Annotated in this window: 12 protein-coding genes; 7 read left to right on the top strand and 5 right to left on the bottom strand. The window is 38.2% G+C overall.

Translation table 11 applies throughout. The annotated features are described in order from the left end of the window. Positions 1–94: 94 nt before the first annotated feature. The 4 genes from CWD90_RS17325 to CWD90_RS17310 form a co-directional block, all read right to left on the bottom strand. Entirely contained in the window at positions 95–1567 is a 1473-nt protein-coding gene (locus CWD90_RS17325; RefSeq protein ID WP_103477323.1) for a c-type cytochrome, read from the bottom strand. A gap of 235 nt (positions 1568–1802) precedes the next feature. Beyond that, a complete protein-coding gene (locus CWD90_RS17320) occupies positions 1803–2297 on the bottom strand; it encodes a TMEM175 family protein (RefSeq protein ID WP_317045733.1) in 495 nt (164 codons plus the stop codon). Positions 2298–2318: 21 nt separating this feature from the next. Beyond that, the gene (locus tag CWD90_RS17315) at positions 2319–3188 is read right to left on the bottom strand and encodes a pirin family protein (protein ID WP_103477322.1); all 870 of its coding nucleotides are present in this window, start codon (positions 3186–3188) and stop codon (positions 2319–2321) included. Between the two features lie 65 nt (positions 3189–3253). Then, positions 3254–3967, bottom strand: coding sequence for a pirin family protein (locus CWD90_RS17310; RefSeq protein ID WP_103477321.1), 714 nt, complete (start codon positions 3965–3967; stop codon positions 3254–3256). A gap of 392 nt (positions 3968–4359) precedes the next feature. On the opposite strand from CWD90_RS17310, the gene CWD90_RS17305 reads away from it, so the two are divergent. The 4 genes from CWD90_RS17305 (at position 4360) to CWD90_RS17290 (ending at position 9346) form a co-directional block, all read left to right on the top strand. Next, positions 4360–4920, top strand: coding sequence for a LemA family protein (locus tag CWD90_RS17305; protein WP_103477320.1), 561 nt, complete (start codon positions 4360–4362; stop codon positions 4918–4920). After that, positions 4920–6614 (top strand): DUF2207 domain-containing protein, encoded by a 1695-nt coding sequence (locus CWD90_RS17300; protein WP_103477319.1) that lies wholly within the window; start codon positions 4920–4922, stop codon positions 6612–6614. The genes CWD90_RS17305 and CWD90_RS17300 overlap by 1 nt, the downstream gene beginning before the upstream one ends. A 222-nt stretch (positions 6615–6836) precedes the next feature. Further along, positions 6837–7775, top strand: coding sequence for an EamA family transporter (locus CWD90_RS17295; protein ID WP_103477318.1), 939 nt, complete (start codon positions 6837–6839; stop codon positions 7773–7775). A 1151-nt stretch (positions 7776–8926) separates the two neighbouring features. Then, positions 8927–9346, top strand: coding sequence for an OsmC family protein (locus tag CWD90_RS17290; RefSeq protein ID WP_103477317.1), 420 nt, complete (start codon positions 8927–8929; stop codon positions 9344–9346). Between the two features lie 102 nt (positions 9347–9448). Here CWD90_RS17290 and CWD90_RS17285 read toward each other — a convergent pair whose 3' ends face one another. Further along, the gene (locus CWD90_RS17285; protein WP_103477316.1) at positions 9449–12307 is read right to left on the bottom strand and encodes a TonB-dependent receptor; all 2859 of its coding nucleotides are present in this window, start codon (positions 12305–12307) and stop codon (positions 9449–9451) included. Between the two features lie 487 nt (positions 12308–12794). On the opposite strand from CWD90_RS17285, the gene CWD90_RS17280 reads away from it, so the two are divergent. The 3 genes from CWD90_RS17280 to CWD90_RS17270 all read left to right on the top strand — a co-directional run bounded on the left by CWD90_RS17280 (position 12795) and on the right by CWD90_RS17270 (position 15533). Further along, complete coding sequence (locus CWD90_RS17280) at positions 12795–13250, top strand: cold-shock protein (protein ID WP_103477315.1); 456 nt, start codon at positions 12795–12797, stop codon at positions 13248–13250. A 412-nt stretch (positions 13251–13662) separates the two neighbouring features. After that, entirely contained in the window at positions 13663–14946 is a 1284-nt protein-coding gene (locus CWD90_RS17275; protein ID WP_103477314.1) for a serine hydrolase domain-containing protein, read from the top strand. Between the two features lie 158 nt (positions 14947–15104). Next, entirely contained in the window at positions 15105–15533 is a 429-nt protein-coding gene (locus CWD90_RS17270; RefSeq protein WP_103477313.1) for an FKBP-type peptidyl-prolyl cis-trans isomerase, read from the top strand. Positions 15534–15686 lie beyond the last annotated feature (153 nt).

Here is a 15686-nt window from a genome sequence, read left to right as displayed (position 1 = left end):
GCAATAAGCTACACAAAATCGTCAAAGGGAAGCATGTTGAAGGCAAAATAATCTTTTAATCCATTAGTTTAACTGAGTGTTGTAATATCTTGATTTACAAGGTTTTTAAATACTCAATTAGTGCAGTTCTTTCAGGACTGGTCATCTGATCTCCAAAGGTATGACCAGTATTGCTATATCCTTTCAGTGTAGTGTCGTAAGTGTTTTTGTCCACTTTGGTTTGTTCTACGGTATAGTTCCATCCAACTTTTATTTGGTCATAATCGGAATTCAGGAAAGTCCTGCTCCATCTCGTAGGTCGGTCTTCACTATTTAAAACGTCTTCTAAAGTGGGGGTGGAGCCATTATGGAAGTAGGGGGCCGTGGCCCAGACACCATCCAAGGGAGGAGCTATATAGCCCCCTTCCGCTTTTATCTGTAATTTATTAGATGTGGTGCCAAACCAACCAGAATTGAACCAATCCATAAAATAATCGTTTATAGGAGAGGAGGTAGTGTAATGATTGGATAGTTCAGGGTCTGTCCCTACAGATTTTAAGGTCACCAGTAAATTCGGGTAAGTAGGGTCGTCACCATATGTACCGTGGCAAGTAGCACAAGTATTTTCGAATAACTGTTTTCCTTGTTGGGCCAAATCAGTATCTATGTCAAATGGGTATTCCGGGGCTTCCAAGCTTTGAATATAGGCCAGGACATCTACCATTTTACTGTCTATTTCTGCAGCTTTTGAAGCGTCACCTAGTGTTAAGAGACTTGATCCTATAAATGATTTGCAAAAATCAAATCGACCAATTGCATGATAAAACATAGCGTTTTTCTTTTTCAGCAACCACCACGCGGGTACATCAGTGGGAATAACGGCGTCCAAAACTTCTACAAATGGGGTGTCTTGCCAAACCAAAGTATTTTTGTCGCGGTGACTCATTAATACTTGGGTAATTTTATCTGCTGGATTGGATCCACGGGTTTCTGTAATGGTTTTAGGGCCAATGGCAACGATGCTTTTTCTAAACTGATCATAAGCCAGCCATTCTGCACTTTCTTCACCGCCGTAAAGAGCTCTAATGCCAGAATTTAATAGGGATATATTACTGGCCCTATTCACGGTAAAATCCGCATCATGACTTCCTAATCCAATTATAAAATTATTGTTAATGGTAGAGGCGTGGCAAGCCATACAGTTGGGAGCAACCACCCTTGCGCCATTGGGAGCTGTTATTGCGGTATAATCGTAAGGGATATTGGCATTGTCGCCACTTCTATTAAGGCGGTTGTCAGGATTCTCGCTTGTTCCCAGCAAAAATGCATCGTATGGGATGCCCGAACTCATATAATCCCCAGAAATTAAATATTCGTATCCCGCCGAAGCGTTCCCAGTTCTTTGGGGATTATTGGGTAGGGGACTACTTTCTATAATAGGCTCCTCAACCTCAGGTTCTTCCTCCGGCTGGTCAGTCGGCTTTTCATTGACCACGATATCTATTAGATCTTCTTTGCTCTCTTTGGAGCACGAAAAGACAAAGGAAAGGAGAATAATAGCTGCAATCAGAAAATTATTTTTTTTCAAAGCGATAAATTTTTGTCAAAAAGAGCATCTTATATTTAGCGATAAATTAGGACAAAAATGCAGACTTACTGGTTATACTCGATAAACCACCTTCCAACTCGCTAAAAGGTGGATAGCGTTGGATAGGTTGTTAAGGTGGGCAAAGGTATATTTACTTTTTCTCGGCCAAACCTTCCAATTTTTTGTTAGGTATCACCCAAATAATGGCAACCATAATAAATCCGGCAATGGCCAGTCAAGTATTTATGTAGGCTAGGGGAATGGAGGCAATATAAATTAACATGGAAATATTTTCTTTTAAACCGCGTTTTGTGACCAACTTTAAGGGGTAGTTTTCATCGTGATACTTTATAAGGTAAATTTCCAAAATTCTATAGGCTATTGCACACATCAAGAGCACAACGCCGTAGAGCGCAATTGTGAGGGCTGCGTGATAATTTTCTCCAACCCAACTGGTAGCAAAGGGAATCAATGAAAGCCAAAAAAGTAGGTGGAGATTGGCCCATAGTATGGGGCCATTAACTTTTTCAGTGACCTGCATTAAATGGTGATGGTTATTCCAGTAAATCCCTAAGTAAATAAAACTTAAAACATAACTCATAAAGATGGGGAAAATGGACCACAATCCGTCTAGGGTAGTTTCCTCGGGCGCTTTCATTTCCAATACCATAATGGTGATTATAATGGCCAAAACCCCATCACTAAATGCTTCTAATCTTCCTGTTTTCATAATAAATTGTGTTCGGTTGGTTTAAGATGGAAGGGGAACAAAATCCAGTTCGCCTGGAATTTTGGGAAACTTTTGAAGTTTCCAATTATTGCTTGCTCTTTCTATGATACCCTTGTCAGAGGAGACAAAATTCCAATAGATATGTCTTTCCTCAGGGAAAGGTTCTCCGCCAAAAATGTAGATGGTGGAATTAGCAGAAAGTTCAAATTCGCAAAGTGTGCTATTATTCGCAATTAAAATCTGTTTGGGCCCATAAGTATTTCCGTCACTGGTAATGCTTCCTTCCAAGATATAGAGGCCACTTTCTCCATATAATTCCGGGCCTATGTTTATTTTTTTATTTTCTGAACTCTTTAGTTCCAAAAAGTACAGCTTGCTGTGTACAGGAACAGGGGAAATTTTGCCTAATAACTCACCTGCAATCAGAGTAGCAGTAGCCCCTTGATATTGCCATTTGGGAATTTTATTCTCGGTTATGTGGGTAAATTCAGGTTCCGTTTGCTCCAATTTTTTGGGAAGCCCTACCCATATCTGAAGTCCATGTAGCGACTTCTTAATTCCCCTCAAGTGTTCGGGAGTGCGTTCCGAATGAACTACGCCCTTGCCGGCAGTCATCCAATTAACCCCGCCCGGTTTAATTTCCACCTCATTGCCCAAACTATCCCTGTGCATCATAGCTCCTTCAAAAAGATAAGTGAGTGTAGAAAGCCCAATATGAGGATGTGGCGGAACGTCTAAATTTTCATTTTCGTCCAATTGGACGGGTCCCATATGATCTATAAAGACAGAGGGGCCTACCATGCACTTTTGTCTAAATGGCAATAATCGGCCCACCATCAAATTACCTATGTTGGCTGCTCTTTCGGGAATAACAAGGTTGATATTGGACATAGCGTATTTCGTAAATAATGAAAGTATTAAAAATAGAAAAATTGCAGCAATTATTTAGGGTGAAATTAGAATTCCATTGGGACTTCCATCAACAGGACTTTACTAGTTTCTGTTGAAATAAGGGTAATTTCGTTGGTTTCCGAAATCCCTATGGCATCACGCCGTTTCAATTGTTGTTCGTTAATGGTTATTCCACCTTCCAATACAAATAGAAACAATCCATTGCTGTTCTTATTTAAAGTATAGGTTGAGCTGATTCCAGTTTCAAAATCACCCAAGGAAAACCAAGCATCCTGATGTATCCATACCCCCTGATCCGTTTTATTTGGAGAAAGAATTTGGTAAAAGGAATTTTTTGTAGCCAGATCATGGGTAGAAATCTGATCGTATCTAGGTGTAACATTTTGGGTTTTTGGAATTACCCAAATCTGCAAAAACTTCACTTCTTCATTTTTGTTCTTGTTGTACTCGCTATGGAAAACACCCGTTCCTGCACTCATTGCCTGCACATCACCTTCTTTAATAACAGTGGAATTTCCCATACTGTCCTTATGTTCCAAATCTCCTTGTAACGGAATGGAGATAATTTCCATGTTCTTATGGGGATGTTGTCCAAAACCTTGACCACCAGAGACAGTATCGTCATTTAAAACTCTAAGGACACCAAAATTCATCTTTTCTGGATTGTGATAATTGGCAAAACTAAAACTGTGATATGAATTTAGCCATCCGTGATTGGCATGTCCTCTGCTATCCGAGGTATATAGAATTGTTTTCATGATTTATCTTTTTCTATTTGTTTCTTCAAAATTAAGGAGGTTCTACATTATATGCATTGATGTATGATAACTAATGACCATTATATAAAGATAAGTTCAATTTGGATTATTTCGAGTTAGCCGGATAGGGTGTGAAACAATCATATAGCTTGTAATCTTCGCACATGGTTTGGGCTTATAAACTATTGGTTCGCCTTGTTTACGCTGCACTTTTTTTGTTGAATAGAATAGGGGAATGCCTTAATTATGGAATTGTGGGAAAAGATAGGTAAATAGACCTTCAATTAAGTAACCTAGATCTGAACTATATTTTGTTAAATAGCCTGCGGCCCGAATAAGAAAATATAGTAACTTAGTGGAGGTCATATTTTATCAACCAAAAACACTGAACCATGATTACGCTAATTATTTTTTTAGGAATTGTAGCTCTGCTAGCCCTGTTCTTAGTAAATGTTTTTAATCACTTTGCCAGACTTAGAAATCTAGTCAAGGATGCCTGGAGCAATATTGATGTAGCATTAAAAAGACGGTACGACCTAATACCCAATTTAGTAGAAACCGTAAAGGGTTATGCAAAACACGAAAAATCTACCTTGGAATCTGTTATTAATGCACGCAACGCGGCAATGGCCGTCCCTTCGGGAGATATTAATGCCCAAATAAAGGCAGAAAACCAACTGCAACAGAGCTTAAGGAGCATATTTGCTTTAGGAGAAGCTTATCCGGACCTGAAGGCCAACGCCAGTTATTTGGATCTTCAACAAAAATTAAATGAGATCGAGGAAAACCTGGAACGGGCCAGGAGGTATTATAATGGTTCTGTTAGAGAAAACAACACCTATGGGGAAAGTGTTCCGGGAGTGCTGGTTGCCAGTTTGTTCAAATATCAACATTTCGATTATTTTGAAACTGAGGAAGCTAGTAGGGCCAATGTAAAAGTAGATTTCTCTTAATGAAAAACATATATTTCTTTTTATTTTTTCTCTTTGCCATTGGTAGGGGCGAGGCCCAGGATTTTACGGTTAAAAATTACACAGTGGATATTACCCTTCATCAAGAAGGTTATTTTGATGTGGTGGAAAACTATGATCTTAACTTTGAAATTCCCAAACATGGTATTTATAGGAACATTCAAACAGAATATGACCTTGTAGATTCGGTGGGTACGAATTCTAAACGCAAGATTAAAGTTAGCAATATAAAGGTTCCCAATTACAAATTTGATGCTCCGTTCGACTTTGTGCAAAAGTTACAGGACAATGTACAGATAAAAATTGGCGACAAGGATAAGACCTTAGTTGGTCCCCAGCACTATGAGATAAAATACCGCGTTCACAATGCCTTTCTCTTTGAGGATAACCAAATTCGTTTCTATTGGAACATAAAGCCAGAGGATTGGCAGGCCGATTTTCACCAAGTAAGTTTTACCATACATGTTCCGGAAAATGTATATCCAGGCAAAGAAAATAGTTTTGTTTATTCGGGAGAGCGAGGCACAGACACAAAGAGTACCGATATACAATTATATTACACGACCAACGAATTTTCAGGTACAAGTAAGTCAGGCTTTGTATCCAATCCAGGACAGAGCGTTACGGTTTTGATGAACCTTCCTCTAGGATCAGTCCTAGAAGAGAAACCTTTTTGGCCTTTTTGGGACCGGTTCGGTTGGGTGTTCTTGATAGGGATAATGTTTTTTGCATTTTTTAGGGTATGGTGGAATTTTGGAAGGGATGAACGTATCATTGCCACCACTAGTTATTTCCCGCCAGACAATATAGATCCGGCCATGGTTGGCTTTTTAATCAATGATAAGGACGATAATTCGGATTTAATCTCACTAATACCACATTGGGGTTCCAAAGGGCTTATAAGATTAGAGGAAATTCCCAAAAAGGGTCTTTTTGGATCTAAGGACACCAAAATCATCCGTCTACAGTCATTACCATTGGATTCTCCATCCTATGAATTGGAGATATTTAAGGGATTGTTTGGCGACAATAACAATGTAGTCGGGACAGAAGTACTGGTAAGTAGTCTAAAAGATAACTTTTACACAAAGATGATAAAGGCCCGAAGCCAATTAAAAGAAATGGCTCAGCCCTATTACGAAGCGGAGTCCAAAAAAATCCAGGGCATTATGTATTTTGCATTGGTAGCTCTGGCGATTGGACTCACAGTGTTAGGGCTTTTCTTCTGGGGTCCTTTGGCCGCTGTGGCAATTCTAATTTCCTGTATTCTTCTCATTTTTATTAATCGTTTTATGGTAAAAAAGAATGCAAAGGGTAATGAATTATTGTCAGAGTTAAATGGATTTAAAAGATTTATTAAAGTGGCAGAGGAGAATAGGCTCAAAACGCTTTTAAAAGATGATCCACATTATTTTGAAAATACCCTTGGATATGCCTTGGCCTTTGGTTTGTTTGACCAATGGGCCAAAAAATTTAGGGATTTAAATATACCTCCACCACATTGGTATAGCACTGCTTCCAACAGCTCCTTAACTATGAATCAGTTTTCCAAATCGTTTTCCAGTTCTATGGCCAGCACCAAGTCCAATATGGTAAGCTCACCGTCCAGCAGTAGCAGTTCAGGGGGCGGTTCATCCGGTGGCGGTTTTGGCGGTGGCGGTGGTGGAAGTTGGTAACCAGAAAGTTCGTCGCAAAATTGAATTAAAAACTATTATTGAGACTTATTATTATCTTAAGGTGATTCTTGTATAAATTGGAGGTAAATGTCTTGTTTACTGAACAATACACTTAGGGATAATGAAATATTTTTATTTTTAATCGATAAATGTAGGGGGGCAGAAGAGCTTAATAAATAAAAGATATACTTACTTTTGTGCTTCATTGGAAAAGCTTTTTTTATGTCCAAATCCCGGAATACCCTACTTATTGTACTTTCTTTTTTTGCCATATATGTTATTTGGGGTTCCACCTATCTATTAAATAAGATTTCGGTGCAAGAATTGCCACCTTTTATGTTGGCTTCCATACGTTTCTCGGTCGCGGGTATTTTGATATTTGCGCTATGTAAAATAATGGGAATTCCATTGACCATTACGAAAAGGCAATTATTAAATTCCAGTATTGCGGGGTTTTTGTTCCTAGCCTTTGGAAATGGTTTTGTGGTATGGGCCCTAAAGTACGTGGATAGTGGTTTTGCAGCTTTGGAAATAGCTTCACAACCTCTAGTTATTTTATTGTTGATGCGGATACTTGAGGGGAAAAAGATTCAGACCATGTCCTTTGTGGGTGTAATAGTTGGGATCGTGGGCATCTATTTATTGGTAAGCCAAAATCAGGTAATAAGCAAGGAGAATTCGATTCTTGGAATGGTAATGATTTTTTTATGTATGATAAGTTGGGCATATGCAAGTCTGTTTGTGGCCAAGGCGGATCTTCCTAAGAACTATTTTGTAAATACGGGCTTTCAAATGTTAGCTGCGGGAATCATACTAATGATCGGGAGTTTGCTTATCGGGGAAACCTGGACCTCGCCAACTACTTGGAGCAGTCGGGTACAATATTCCATGTTATTGCTGATTATATTTGGTAGCATAGTTGCCTTTACGGCCTTTAATTATTTACTAAAAGTTGTTTCCCCTGAAAAGGTAGCTACATCTACATATGTAAATCCTATTATAGCGCTTTTATTAGGTTGGTTCTTTTTGGGCGAAGAGATAACCACTCAATCCATTATTGCCGCTGTTGTTCTTCTAACAGGGGTCTATTTTATTAATACTAGAAAAAAATTGGTTTTGTTCTCCAGGTTTTCAAGTAGGTATTCGCCTAAAGAGGAATAGCAGCAATTGTGTATTGCAAATCACATCAGGGCGTTTAGTGGAGCGCGAAAAATATCCATGATGATCGAATATTAAAAAAGCAGTTGATTCCAAAATCTACTGCTTTTAAAATTTGAGCCATGTCCTCTAAAATCGAAATTATTAGTTTAAATAAATTCTACGCTCCGCCCAACGGTTTTTCTTGATACTCCGAAAATTTACCATCAAAATACTTTCCCCTGTTAACTGAAAATTAGTTGATTCTGAATGTGATTTATGAATATATGATTTCATTATTTCTGTTTTTTAGGTTTTATATATTACCTGAAACGTCTTTTGGTGTTCCAGATATTACTTTTTGAATTTTCTAATGTTTGCTTTACGTAATGTTTGTTGATAGTTTCCATGATGTTGTTTTTTTAATTGATTTTAATATTATGATAATTGGTAGGGGAGAGTAGGTTAATTGTATCGTCTTTTACTATTCCAAATTCTACTTTTGGAAGATTCCAATGTTTGTTTTACAAGGTGTTTGTTGATCGTCTCCATGATATTATTTTTATATGATTAATTGATTTACTATTAGTAGACGATACATGAATAAATTTGTTACAGTACTATGTATAAAATAGTACCGTTTTAAGCAATATTTAACATATGAATGAAATATTATTATGTTTATTTTGATGTAAGTACCTTGTAATCAATTATTTAATTATTATTAGCTATTACAGTATTTTTTGGAGTAAATGGGTTTTAGTAGCGTACGGATTTTATAAAGGACCTATTATTTATATGTTCTCAACAAGATTTGAAGTATATAAGTTAAATGTATGTACCAAGGTTTACATGCGTTGAGGTATTTGCCGGATTAATTCAAATCTTTAGATATTTAATCGGAATTATGAGAATTTTAAGGGAATGTTATTGGCTATTTAATATCTTAGAGGAACGAGGAAGATCAATTTTCAGGTTCGCTCTTTCCCGTGCTTTTAAGTGCTATTCCAATCTTCGTTCAAGAAACATATAAAGATGGGTTCAAGGCTTATGATTTGGAGACTTCATGGGTATATTGTAGGTAGGCGATGGGAAAACTTAAAAGTTCATGTTTAGGAAAACAATCATATTTAATTAAATTAATAATCGATTATTCTAACCTTAAATAGATATATATGAAATTTAGTAGAAATGCAAGTGCAAATTGGAAAGGGAGTGGCAAGGATGGTAAAGGTACACTAAGTACGGAAAGTACCATACTGAAGGACACTCAATACTCCTTTAAATCGAGATTCGAAGATGGCAAAGGTACCAACCCAGAAGAATTGGTTGGAGCGGCCCACGCCGGGTGCTTTACTATGCAACTAAGTTTTTTATTGGGTGAGGCCGGTTTTACGCCGACTAACTTGGATACCGTTGCTAAGGTGAACTTTGAGGACGGTAGTATTACACAAATAACTTTGAGTCTAAGCGGTCAGGTACCGGGCATTAAGGAAGAGCAGTTTAGGGAAATAGCCAAAAAAGCAAAGGAAATTTGCCCTATTTCTAAATTATTAAAGACGGATATAGTATTGGAGGTAAAGTTAACGGTATAGGACCTAAAAGTTGTTTGCCTACATTTTGGCTAACAACAATATAGGAAAAGCCACCGAATAGGTGGCTTTTCTTATTTATGTGAATACTTTTTTAAATTAGACCTATTTGAGTGTAAAACTCACCCTTGCAAAAAGAAATCTACCTCCAATTCCAAATTGCTGGGCTCTACGGGACCAATCGAAACGACCGTCGCTACGATTTCCAAATTCATCCTCTGCTCTGTCTGGATAGATGTCGAACAGGTTATTGGCTCCCAAAGTCAATGTTAAGACATCCGTGGCTTTATAGCCTACCGAAAGATCGGTTACCAGTTTGTTACTAAATACCTGCTGATTGGCCAATGTAGTAGTTGCTTCGGTAACTTCTCCAAAATATACATTTCTTAGAAAAATGATAAATTTATCAGAAGTTAGACTATTGGAAAGATTTATTTTGGTTCTAGGTACAGCCTCCTCCAAATAGACCCTACTATCTTCAGGAAAGTAAGTGTTTACCAATCCAGCATTCCTAAGAACGTCTGATGCATTTATATCTCCTACTTTTTTAGTTTTAGAGAAAGTACCTGCTAGGTCCGACTTCAGTCTCCAATTGGAGCCCAAGTCTGTTTTGTGGGTTACGACAACGTCCAAACCTTTGGATTCGGTATCAATAGCATTGGCAAAAAATGAGGCGGCCGTGGCATTGGCCTGTCTTAGTAGATTATCTAATTCGGTACCAGTACCGGGTCCAGAAAACTGACCGGTATATACTACACGGTCGTTAATTTTCACAAGATAGCCATCCACTGTCACAGTAATATTTGCGTCCGGTATTTTGGCAGTAAGCCCCAAACTTACACTTGAGGATGTTTCTTCCTTTAATTGGGGAATACCCAAAAGTTTGGCAGCCCTACTATCATTGGCAAAAGTACCTACTTCTTGTGGATTACCTTCGTTATCAAAAATAGTGGAGGTGGAATTAAAGTTGATTTGGTGCAGGGAAGGAGCTCTAAATCCAGTGTTTAATGCCCCACGGATATTTATATTATCGGTTGCCTTAAACCTTCCAGCCAATTTAAAGTTGATGGTACCACCAAAATCGCTATAATTTTCATATCGAGTTGCAAAACTCGCTAAAAATGCTTCCGAAAAATCGGCCTCTACATCGAAATATCCAGCTACACTGCTCCGCCCTCTTGACAATTCATTGGAAGGGGAGAATCCAGGGAAAACTTGGGAGCCTCCAGGTCGGGCACTTCCGAAGAAATCTCTTGAAGGTTGTTGAGTGGCCACTGTAATTAATTGTCCAGTATTAGTATATTGACCATATGATGCTGGTTCTCCTGCAACAATATCGTAGTTCTCTACTCTATACTCCGCACCAAACGCAATGTTTAACCCAGACATCACATCGTCAAAGAATTGAGTAATGTCCAAATTGGAGGTGTTTTGAAGAAAGGAAAATCCACCGGCATCGAAAAAGGTAGGAGACGCATTTTGCATGGAGGCATTAAATGTATTGCCAATGGTATACAAAAAGGAGTTTTTTCCATAAGTATTGCTCAGATCTACGCTCCAATCCCCAACCAAGCCTTTGATTCCCACAGACAAGGATTGATCTTTAATATCGGAATTAATTTCAGGTAGAAACCCATTAATGTATGCAGGAGTATAGGTTCTGCTTTGGTTTGGTAACCTGTAGAATCCAGCCGAATTACCAGTCCTGGAGCTTAACCCTGCAAAGGAATATAGGGTTGTACCAATATCATCCATTGGTAACGAGAAATTCATGAACAAACGGCCCCCGCGCAAAGCAGATTGTCCTACCCTCATATTGTAATCGCTTCTTTGCTGCCCTCTAGCCGCCAGCTCTGAAGTGGTTGCATCCGCGCCAAGAATTGTTCCTAAATCTTCTTTAGTGGTTGCTCCATTACGGTTAATTCCCGCTTGGTCGGTATACTGGATTACATCGGCTACGTCATCATCCAATAATTTAGAGATGTCGTATTCATCTTCACTTGCCACTCTTTCTACGGTATTGTACAAATTAAATATAGAACCTTCCCATTCGTTCATTCGGCTATACTCTTGACGAACGTCAAAATCTCCAGAGAAGTTTATAAATCCACCGTTATCGCCCAATGGGATTCCATAACTGGCGGAAAGATTAGTGGTTTCTCCATCCACACCACCTGTTTGGTCATTGGCGTTTTTGGTGAAATTGGCACCTGTTGTGACCGTTGTAGTAAGTTCGTTTACGCTTTTATTCAAGATAATGTTGATTACCCCGGCGATGGCATCGGAACCATATTGTGCAGCGGCACCATCCCTTAAGACTTCAATACGTTGAATGGCAGCAGCAGGAATGGCGTTTAAATCTGTTCCCACACTTCCCCTACCAAAAGTACCGTTTACGTTGATCAAGGAGGAGGTATGTCTTCTTTTTCCATTAATTAAGACCAATACCTGATCAGGACCCAATCCTCTTAAGGACGCTGGGTCAATATGATCTGTTCCATCTGATATGGTCTGGGTGTTTGAAGTAAAGGAGGGCGCCACATAATTCAATATCTGGTTTAAATTTACCTGAGGAGCCACGCTGTTTAGTTCTTTCATGTCTATGACATCTACTGGAACGGTACTTTCGGTGGCAGTTCTATTAGGATTACGCGAACCAACGATAATTACTTCAGACAATGCTACTCCAGATGTGAGTCGAATAGCCATGTCTGTACTGTTGACCGTTACTTGTATGGTCTCGAATCCAATATAGGAAACTACTAAAACATCGCCCATGGAGGCCTCAATGGTGAAATTGCCATCAAAATCCGTGGTTGTACCTGTTGTGGTCCCTTTAATTACGATGGATGCACCGGGCAATGGCGCTCCATCTTCATCCAAGACTGATCCTGTTACTTGGGCGTTGGTAAAACCAACCATCCCAAAAAGGAAAATCAAAGCAATAAAGTAATACTTTTTCATATGTGAGTTTTTTGAGTTTATATGCATATAAGTTAAGAAATTTTAAGTCGAGTTGTAAGAAAAATTGCCAAAATGTATGCTAATCACCTAATATATAGCAAAATAGAAAGTAGATCAATAGCAGATATGGGCAAAGTACTAAGTTAGAGAAGGGACTAAGAGTTAAGGAACAGGGAACTGGTAAGGTGAATTATAGGGCGAACCAAAGCGCCTGACTAAATTTCTTATATGTAATCTCAAAATCCTGGAAATCATGGCCAAATTTATAGGACTGTAATAAAAAATTGGGGGACTATATTAAAATAATTGAAATACTAGCCTTATATTTGCGGAAGTTTAAAGAGTTGCGCATTGACCTGTAATTACCATTGCTGCTACTAAATCTTTGGGTAGATAAAAATAGATTCATTTTTCTTTTTCAAACACTCGTTTAGTATTTCAACCGCTGCTCAAACGAGATTTACAATTTATAACTTTAAAAAAAACAATGGCAAAATCGCAACAAACTTATAGTAAAAGTGAAAAAGAAAAGAAGCGCCTGAAAAAGCGTGAGGAAAAGCAAAAGAAAAAAGAAGCTCGCAAGTTGGAGTCCAAGGAAAATGGACCGGGAATTCAATTCGCCTATGTTGATCATGACGGGAATTTAACGGATACTCCGCCAGATCCATCCAAAAAAATAAAAGTCGATGCCTCTACTATAGAAATTGGCGTTCCTAAAAGGGATGATAGTGATGTTGAGGAATTTGACCCTGTTAGAAATGGGAAAGTGTCCTTTTTTGATACTTCAAAAGGATTTGGATTTATTATCGATACCGAAAATCAAGAAAAATATTTTACCCACGTTAGTGGGCTGATAGATGAAATTGCAGAAAATGATAAGGTTTCCTTTGAACTTGAAAAAGGTTTGAAAGGTATGAATGCGGTTCGTGTGAAGAAAATCTAGTGTCTATGTCAGTTCCTAAAATGGAATTGTGCACATATAATATATAGGGGGTAGTGTAAATAAATATGGCATTGTATGGATTTATGTACTACCCTTTTTTTTGTTTGTATTTGGGCAGATGGGCCTAGTTACCATATACTCCAAACCAATCCTTTAATTCTCTTATTTCGATGTTATTTTAGATGGGTTTGAATTCCATCAATCTTCCAAGTTATCAATATAACAACTCTGTTTGCAAAGTTTATTTAATTCCATATAAGGAAATTTAGATTTTATCCTTCCTGCTTTAATATTGAAATATTAACAAAGGAGTTTAAGAATGATCGAAAACCATTTACTATTTTGTAAATCCGAAAAAAGCAATAACTTTTAGCATTCTTAAAAGAAAATACTCATCAAATTTTAAAGTACAATGACAAAATTATTTAAAGTTTACCTTTTGATATTTGGTTGTCTGTTATGGACATCCCTTACACAGGCGCAAGATTTGCCAACAGCACTACCAGAGGAAGTAGGGATGTCTTCTGAACGATTAGAGCGCTTATCAGCCACCTTAGAACAATATGTTAAAGATGGTAAAATGGCAGGAAATGTGGCCCTCATAGCAAGAAGGGGTAAGGTAATTTATCAGCATGCTTTTGGTGACAGCGATTTGGAAACGGGGAAAAAGATGACCAATGACGCTATATTTAGGATAGCTTCCCAAACAAAGGCCATAGTAAGTGTGGCTGTTATGCTATTACAGGAAGAAGGAAAACTCTTAATAGCTGATCCAATTGGTAAATATTTGCCTGAATGGCAGCAAACTACAGTTGCCAAAATACGTGATGATGGTGGGTATGATGTGGTAAAAGCGAATAGGTCCATTACTATAAGGGATTTGTTGACCCATACGGCTGGAATCGGTTATGGCCATGGCCCTGCAAAAAAAGAATGGGAGGAGGCCGGTATACAGAATTGGTATTTTGCCGATAGGAACGAACCAATTGATGAAACCGTTGCCCGTATGGCAAAATTGCCTATGGATGCGGAACCCGGAGAAAAGTTTGTATATGGTTACAACACCGATATCTTAGGGGTAATTGTTGAAAAAGCCTCTGGTAAATCATTGGACACTTTTATAAAGGAAAGAATCTTAGACCCTATTGGAATGGTGGATACACATTTCTATTTGCCAAAGAATAAAACAGCAAGATTAGCTACTTCCTATATGGCCTATGAAGGAAAACCTCTTGAAAGATCTCCAGACCCTGGCTTGGGAATGGGGCAAGGCCATTATGTTAAGGGACCTCGAAAAAGCTTTTCTGGCGGGGCAGGTCTACTTTCTACGGCTATGGACTATGCCCGATTTTTACAGATGATGTTAAATGGAGGTGAGTTTAACGGACATAGGATACTATCCCCAAAAACCGTAGAATTAATGATAGCAGACCATGTAGACGTACGGGACATTCCATATAGCAGTAGAAAAGGTTCTGGTTTTGGACTTGGTTTCTCCATAACCAAAAATGTGGGCGAAAGGGGAGAACCTGGCTCCGTTGGTACTTTTGAGTGGGGAGGAGCTTATGGGTCTACTTATTGGGCAGACCCAGTAGAAGAATTGATCGTAGTATATTTTAAACAGCTTATACCAAGCAACGGAATTGATGATCATTCTAAATTAAGGAGTTTGGTTTACCAAGCTATTTTGGAATAAAGTACCCCTGTTATTGTTGAAATCGCGTGGTTTTCAAGGGAAAGTGTTAAGATATTGTGAATTTTGGAGGTTTTTAGACAATCTATTCTTTTAAAAAATCTATATCCCATAGGTTTGCACTCTAAGAGATAGATTAAAAATCTGAGAAACTGAATTCTATGAGTAAAGCTAAAGTTAACGACACAGTAAAAGTACATTACACTGGAAAATTAAAAACCGGAGAAATTTTTGATAGTTCTTTGGAAAGAGAACCTCTTGAAGTTACTTTGGGACAAGGGCAACTTATCCCAGGTTTCGAGAAGGAATTGGTGGATATGGAAATTAATGAAAAGAAAACCATCAACGTAGTCAAAGATGATGCTTACGGCGATGTAAGGGAAGATTTGTTTCATGAAATAAAGAAAGCGGAACTCCCTGAGGATATAAAACCGGAGATAGGCATGATGCTTGTTGCAAAGAATCCGGACGGAACGGAGAATCAATTGCGTATTAGCGATATTAAGGAAGAAAGTATTATTATTGATTCCAATCATGTTTTGGCTGGACAAGACTTAACTTTTGAGTTGGAATTAGTAGCTATTTTATAAAATTAGAACAGTAGGGCAATTTCACTACTATGTAATGGATAACCCTTGAGAGATAAAAAGACCGTCCACAATGGACGGTCTTTCGTTTTATATGCTAATTAGATTCAAACTATGTACCACGGGTATGGCCCTTAGAAAAGGATGTTATTAAAG

It is taken from the genome of Arenibacter catalasegens, assembly GCF_002909235.1.
In the GTDB taxonomy this organism is placed as follows: Bacteria; Bacteroidota; Bacteroidia; order Flavobacteriales; family Flavobacteriaceae; genus Arenibacter; species Arenibacter catalasegens.
This window is presented reverse-complemented; position numbering and strand designations above follow the sequence as displayed.

Excerpts from the sequence above, each read along its gene's own strand:
- CWD90_RS17320 (WP_317045733.1), bottom strand. The coding sequence starts at position 2,297 with ATGAAAACAGGAAGATTAGAAGCATTTAGTGATGGGGTTTTGGCCATT.
- CWD90_RS17270 (WP_103477313.1), top strand. The coding sequence starts at position 15,105 with ATGAGTAAAGCTAAAGTTAACGACACAGTAAAAGTACATTACACTGGA.
- CWD90_RS17275 (WP_103477314.1), top strand. The coding sequence starts at position 13,663 with ATGACAAAATTATTTAAAGTTTACCTTTTGATATTTGGTTGTCTGTTA.
- CWD90_RS17310 (WP_103477321.1), bottom strand. The coding sequence starts at position 3,967 with ATGAAAACAATTCTATATACCTCGGATAGCAGAGGACATGCCAATCAC.
- CWD90_RS17280 (WP_103477315.1), top strand. The coding sequence starts at position 12,795 with ATGGCAAAATCGCAACAAACTTATAGTAAAAGTGAAAAAGAAAAGAAG.
- CWD90_RS17290 (WP_103477317.1), top strand. The coding sequence starts at position 8,927 with ATGAAATTTAGTAGAAATGCAAGTGCAAATTGGAAAGGGAGTGGCAAG.
- CWD90_RS17285 (WP_103477316.1), bottom strand. The coding sequence starts at position 12,307 with ATGAAAAAGTATTACTTTATTGCTTTGATTTTCCTTTTTGGGATGGTT.
- CWD90_RS17305 (WP_103477320.1), top strand. The coding sequence starts at position 4,360 with ATGATTACGCTAATTATTTTTTTAGGAATTGTAGCTCTGCTAGCCCTG.
- CWD90_RS17315 (WP_103477322.1), bottom strand. The coding sequence starts at position 3,188 with ATGTCCAATATCAACCTTGTTATTCCCGAAAGAGCAGCCAACATAGGT.
- CWD90_RS17295 (WP_103477318.1), top strand. The coding sequence starts at position 6,837 with ATGTCCAAATCCCGGAATACCCTACTTATTGTACTTTCTTTTTTTGCC.
- CWD90_RS17300 (WP_103477319.1), top strand. The coding sequence starts at position 4,920 with ATGAAAAACATATATTTCTTTTTATTTTTTCTCTTTGCCATTGGTAGG.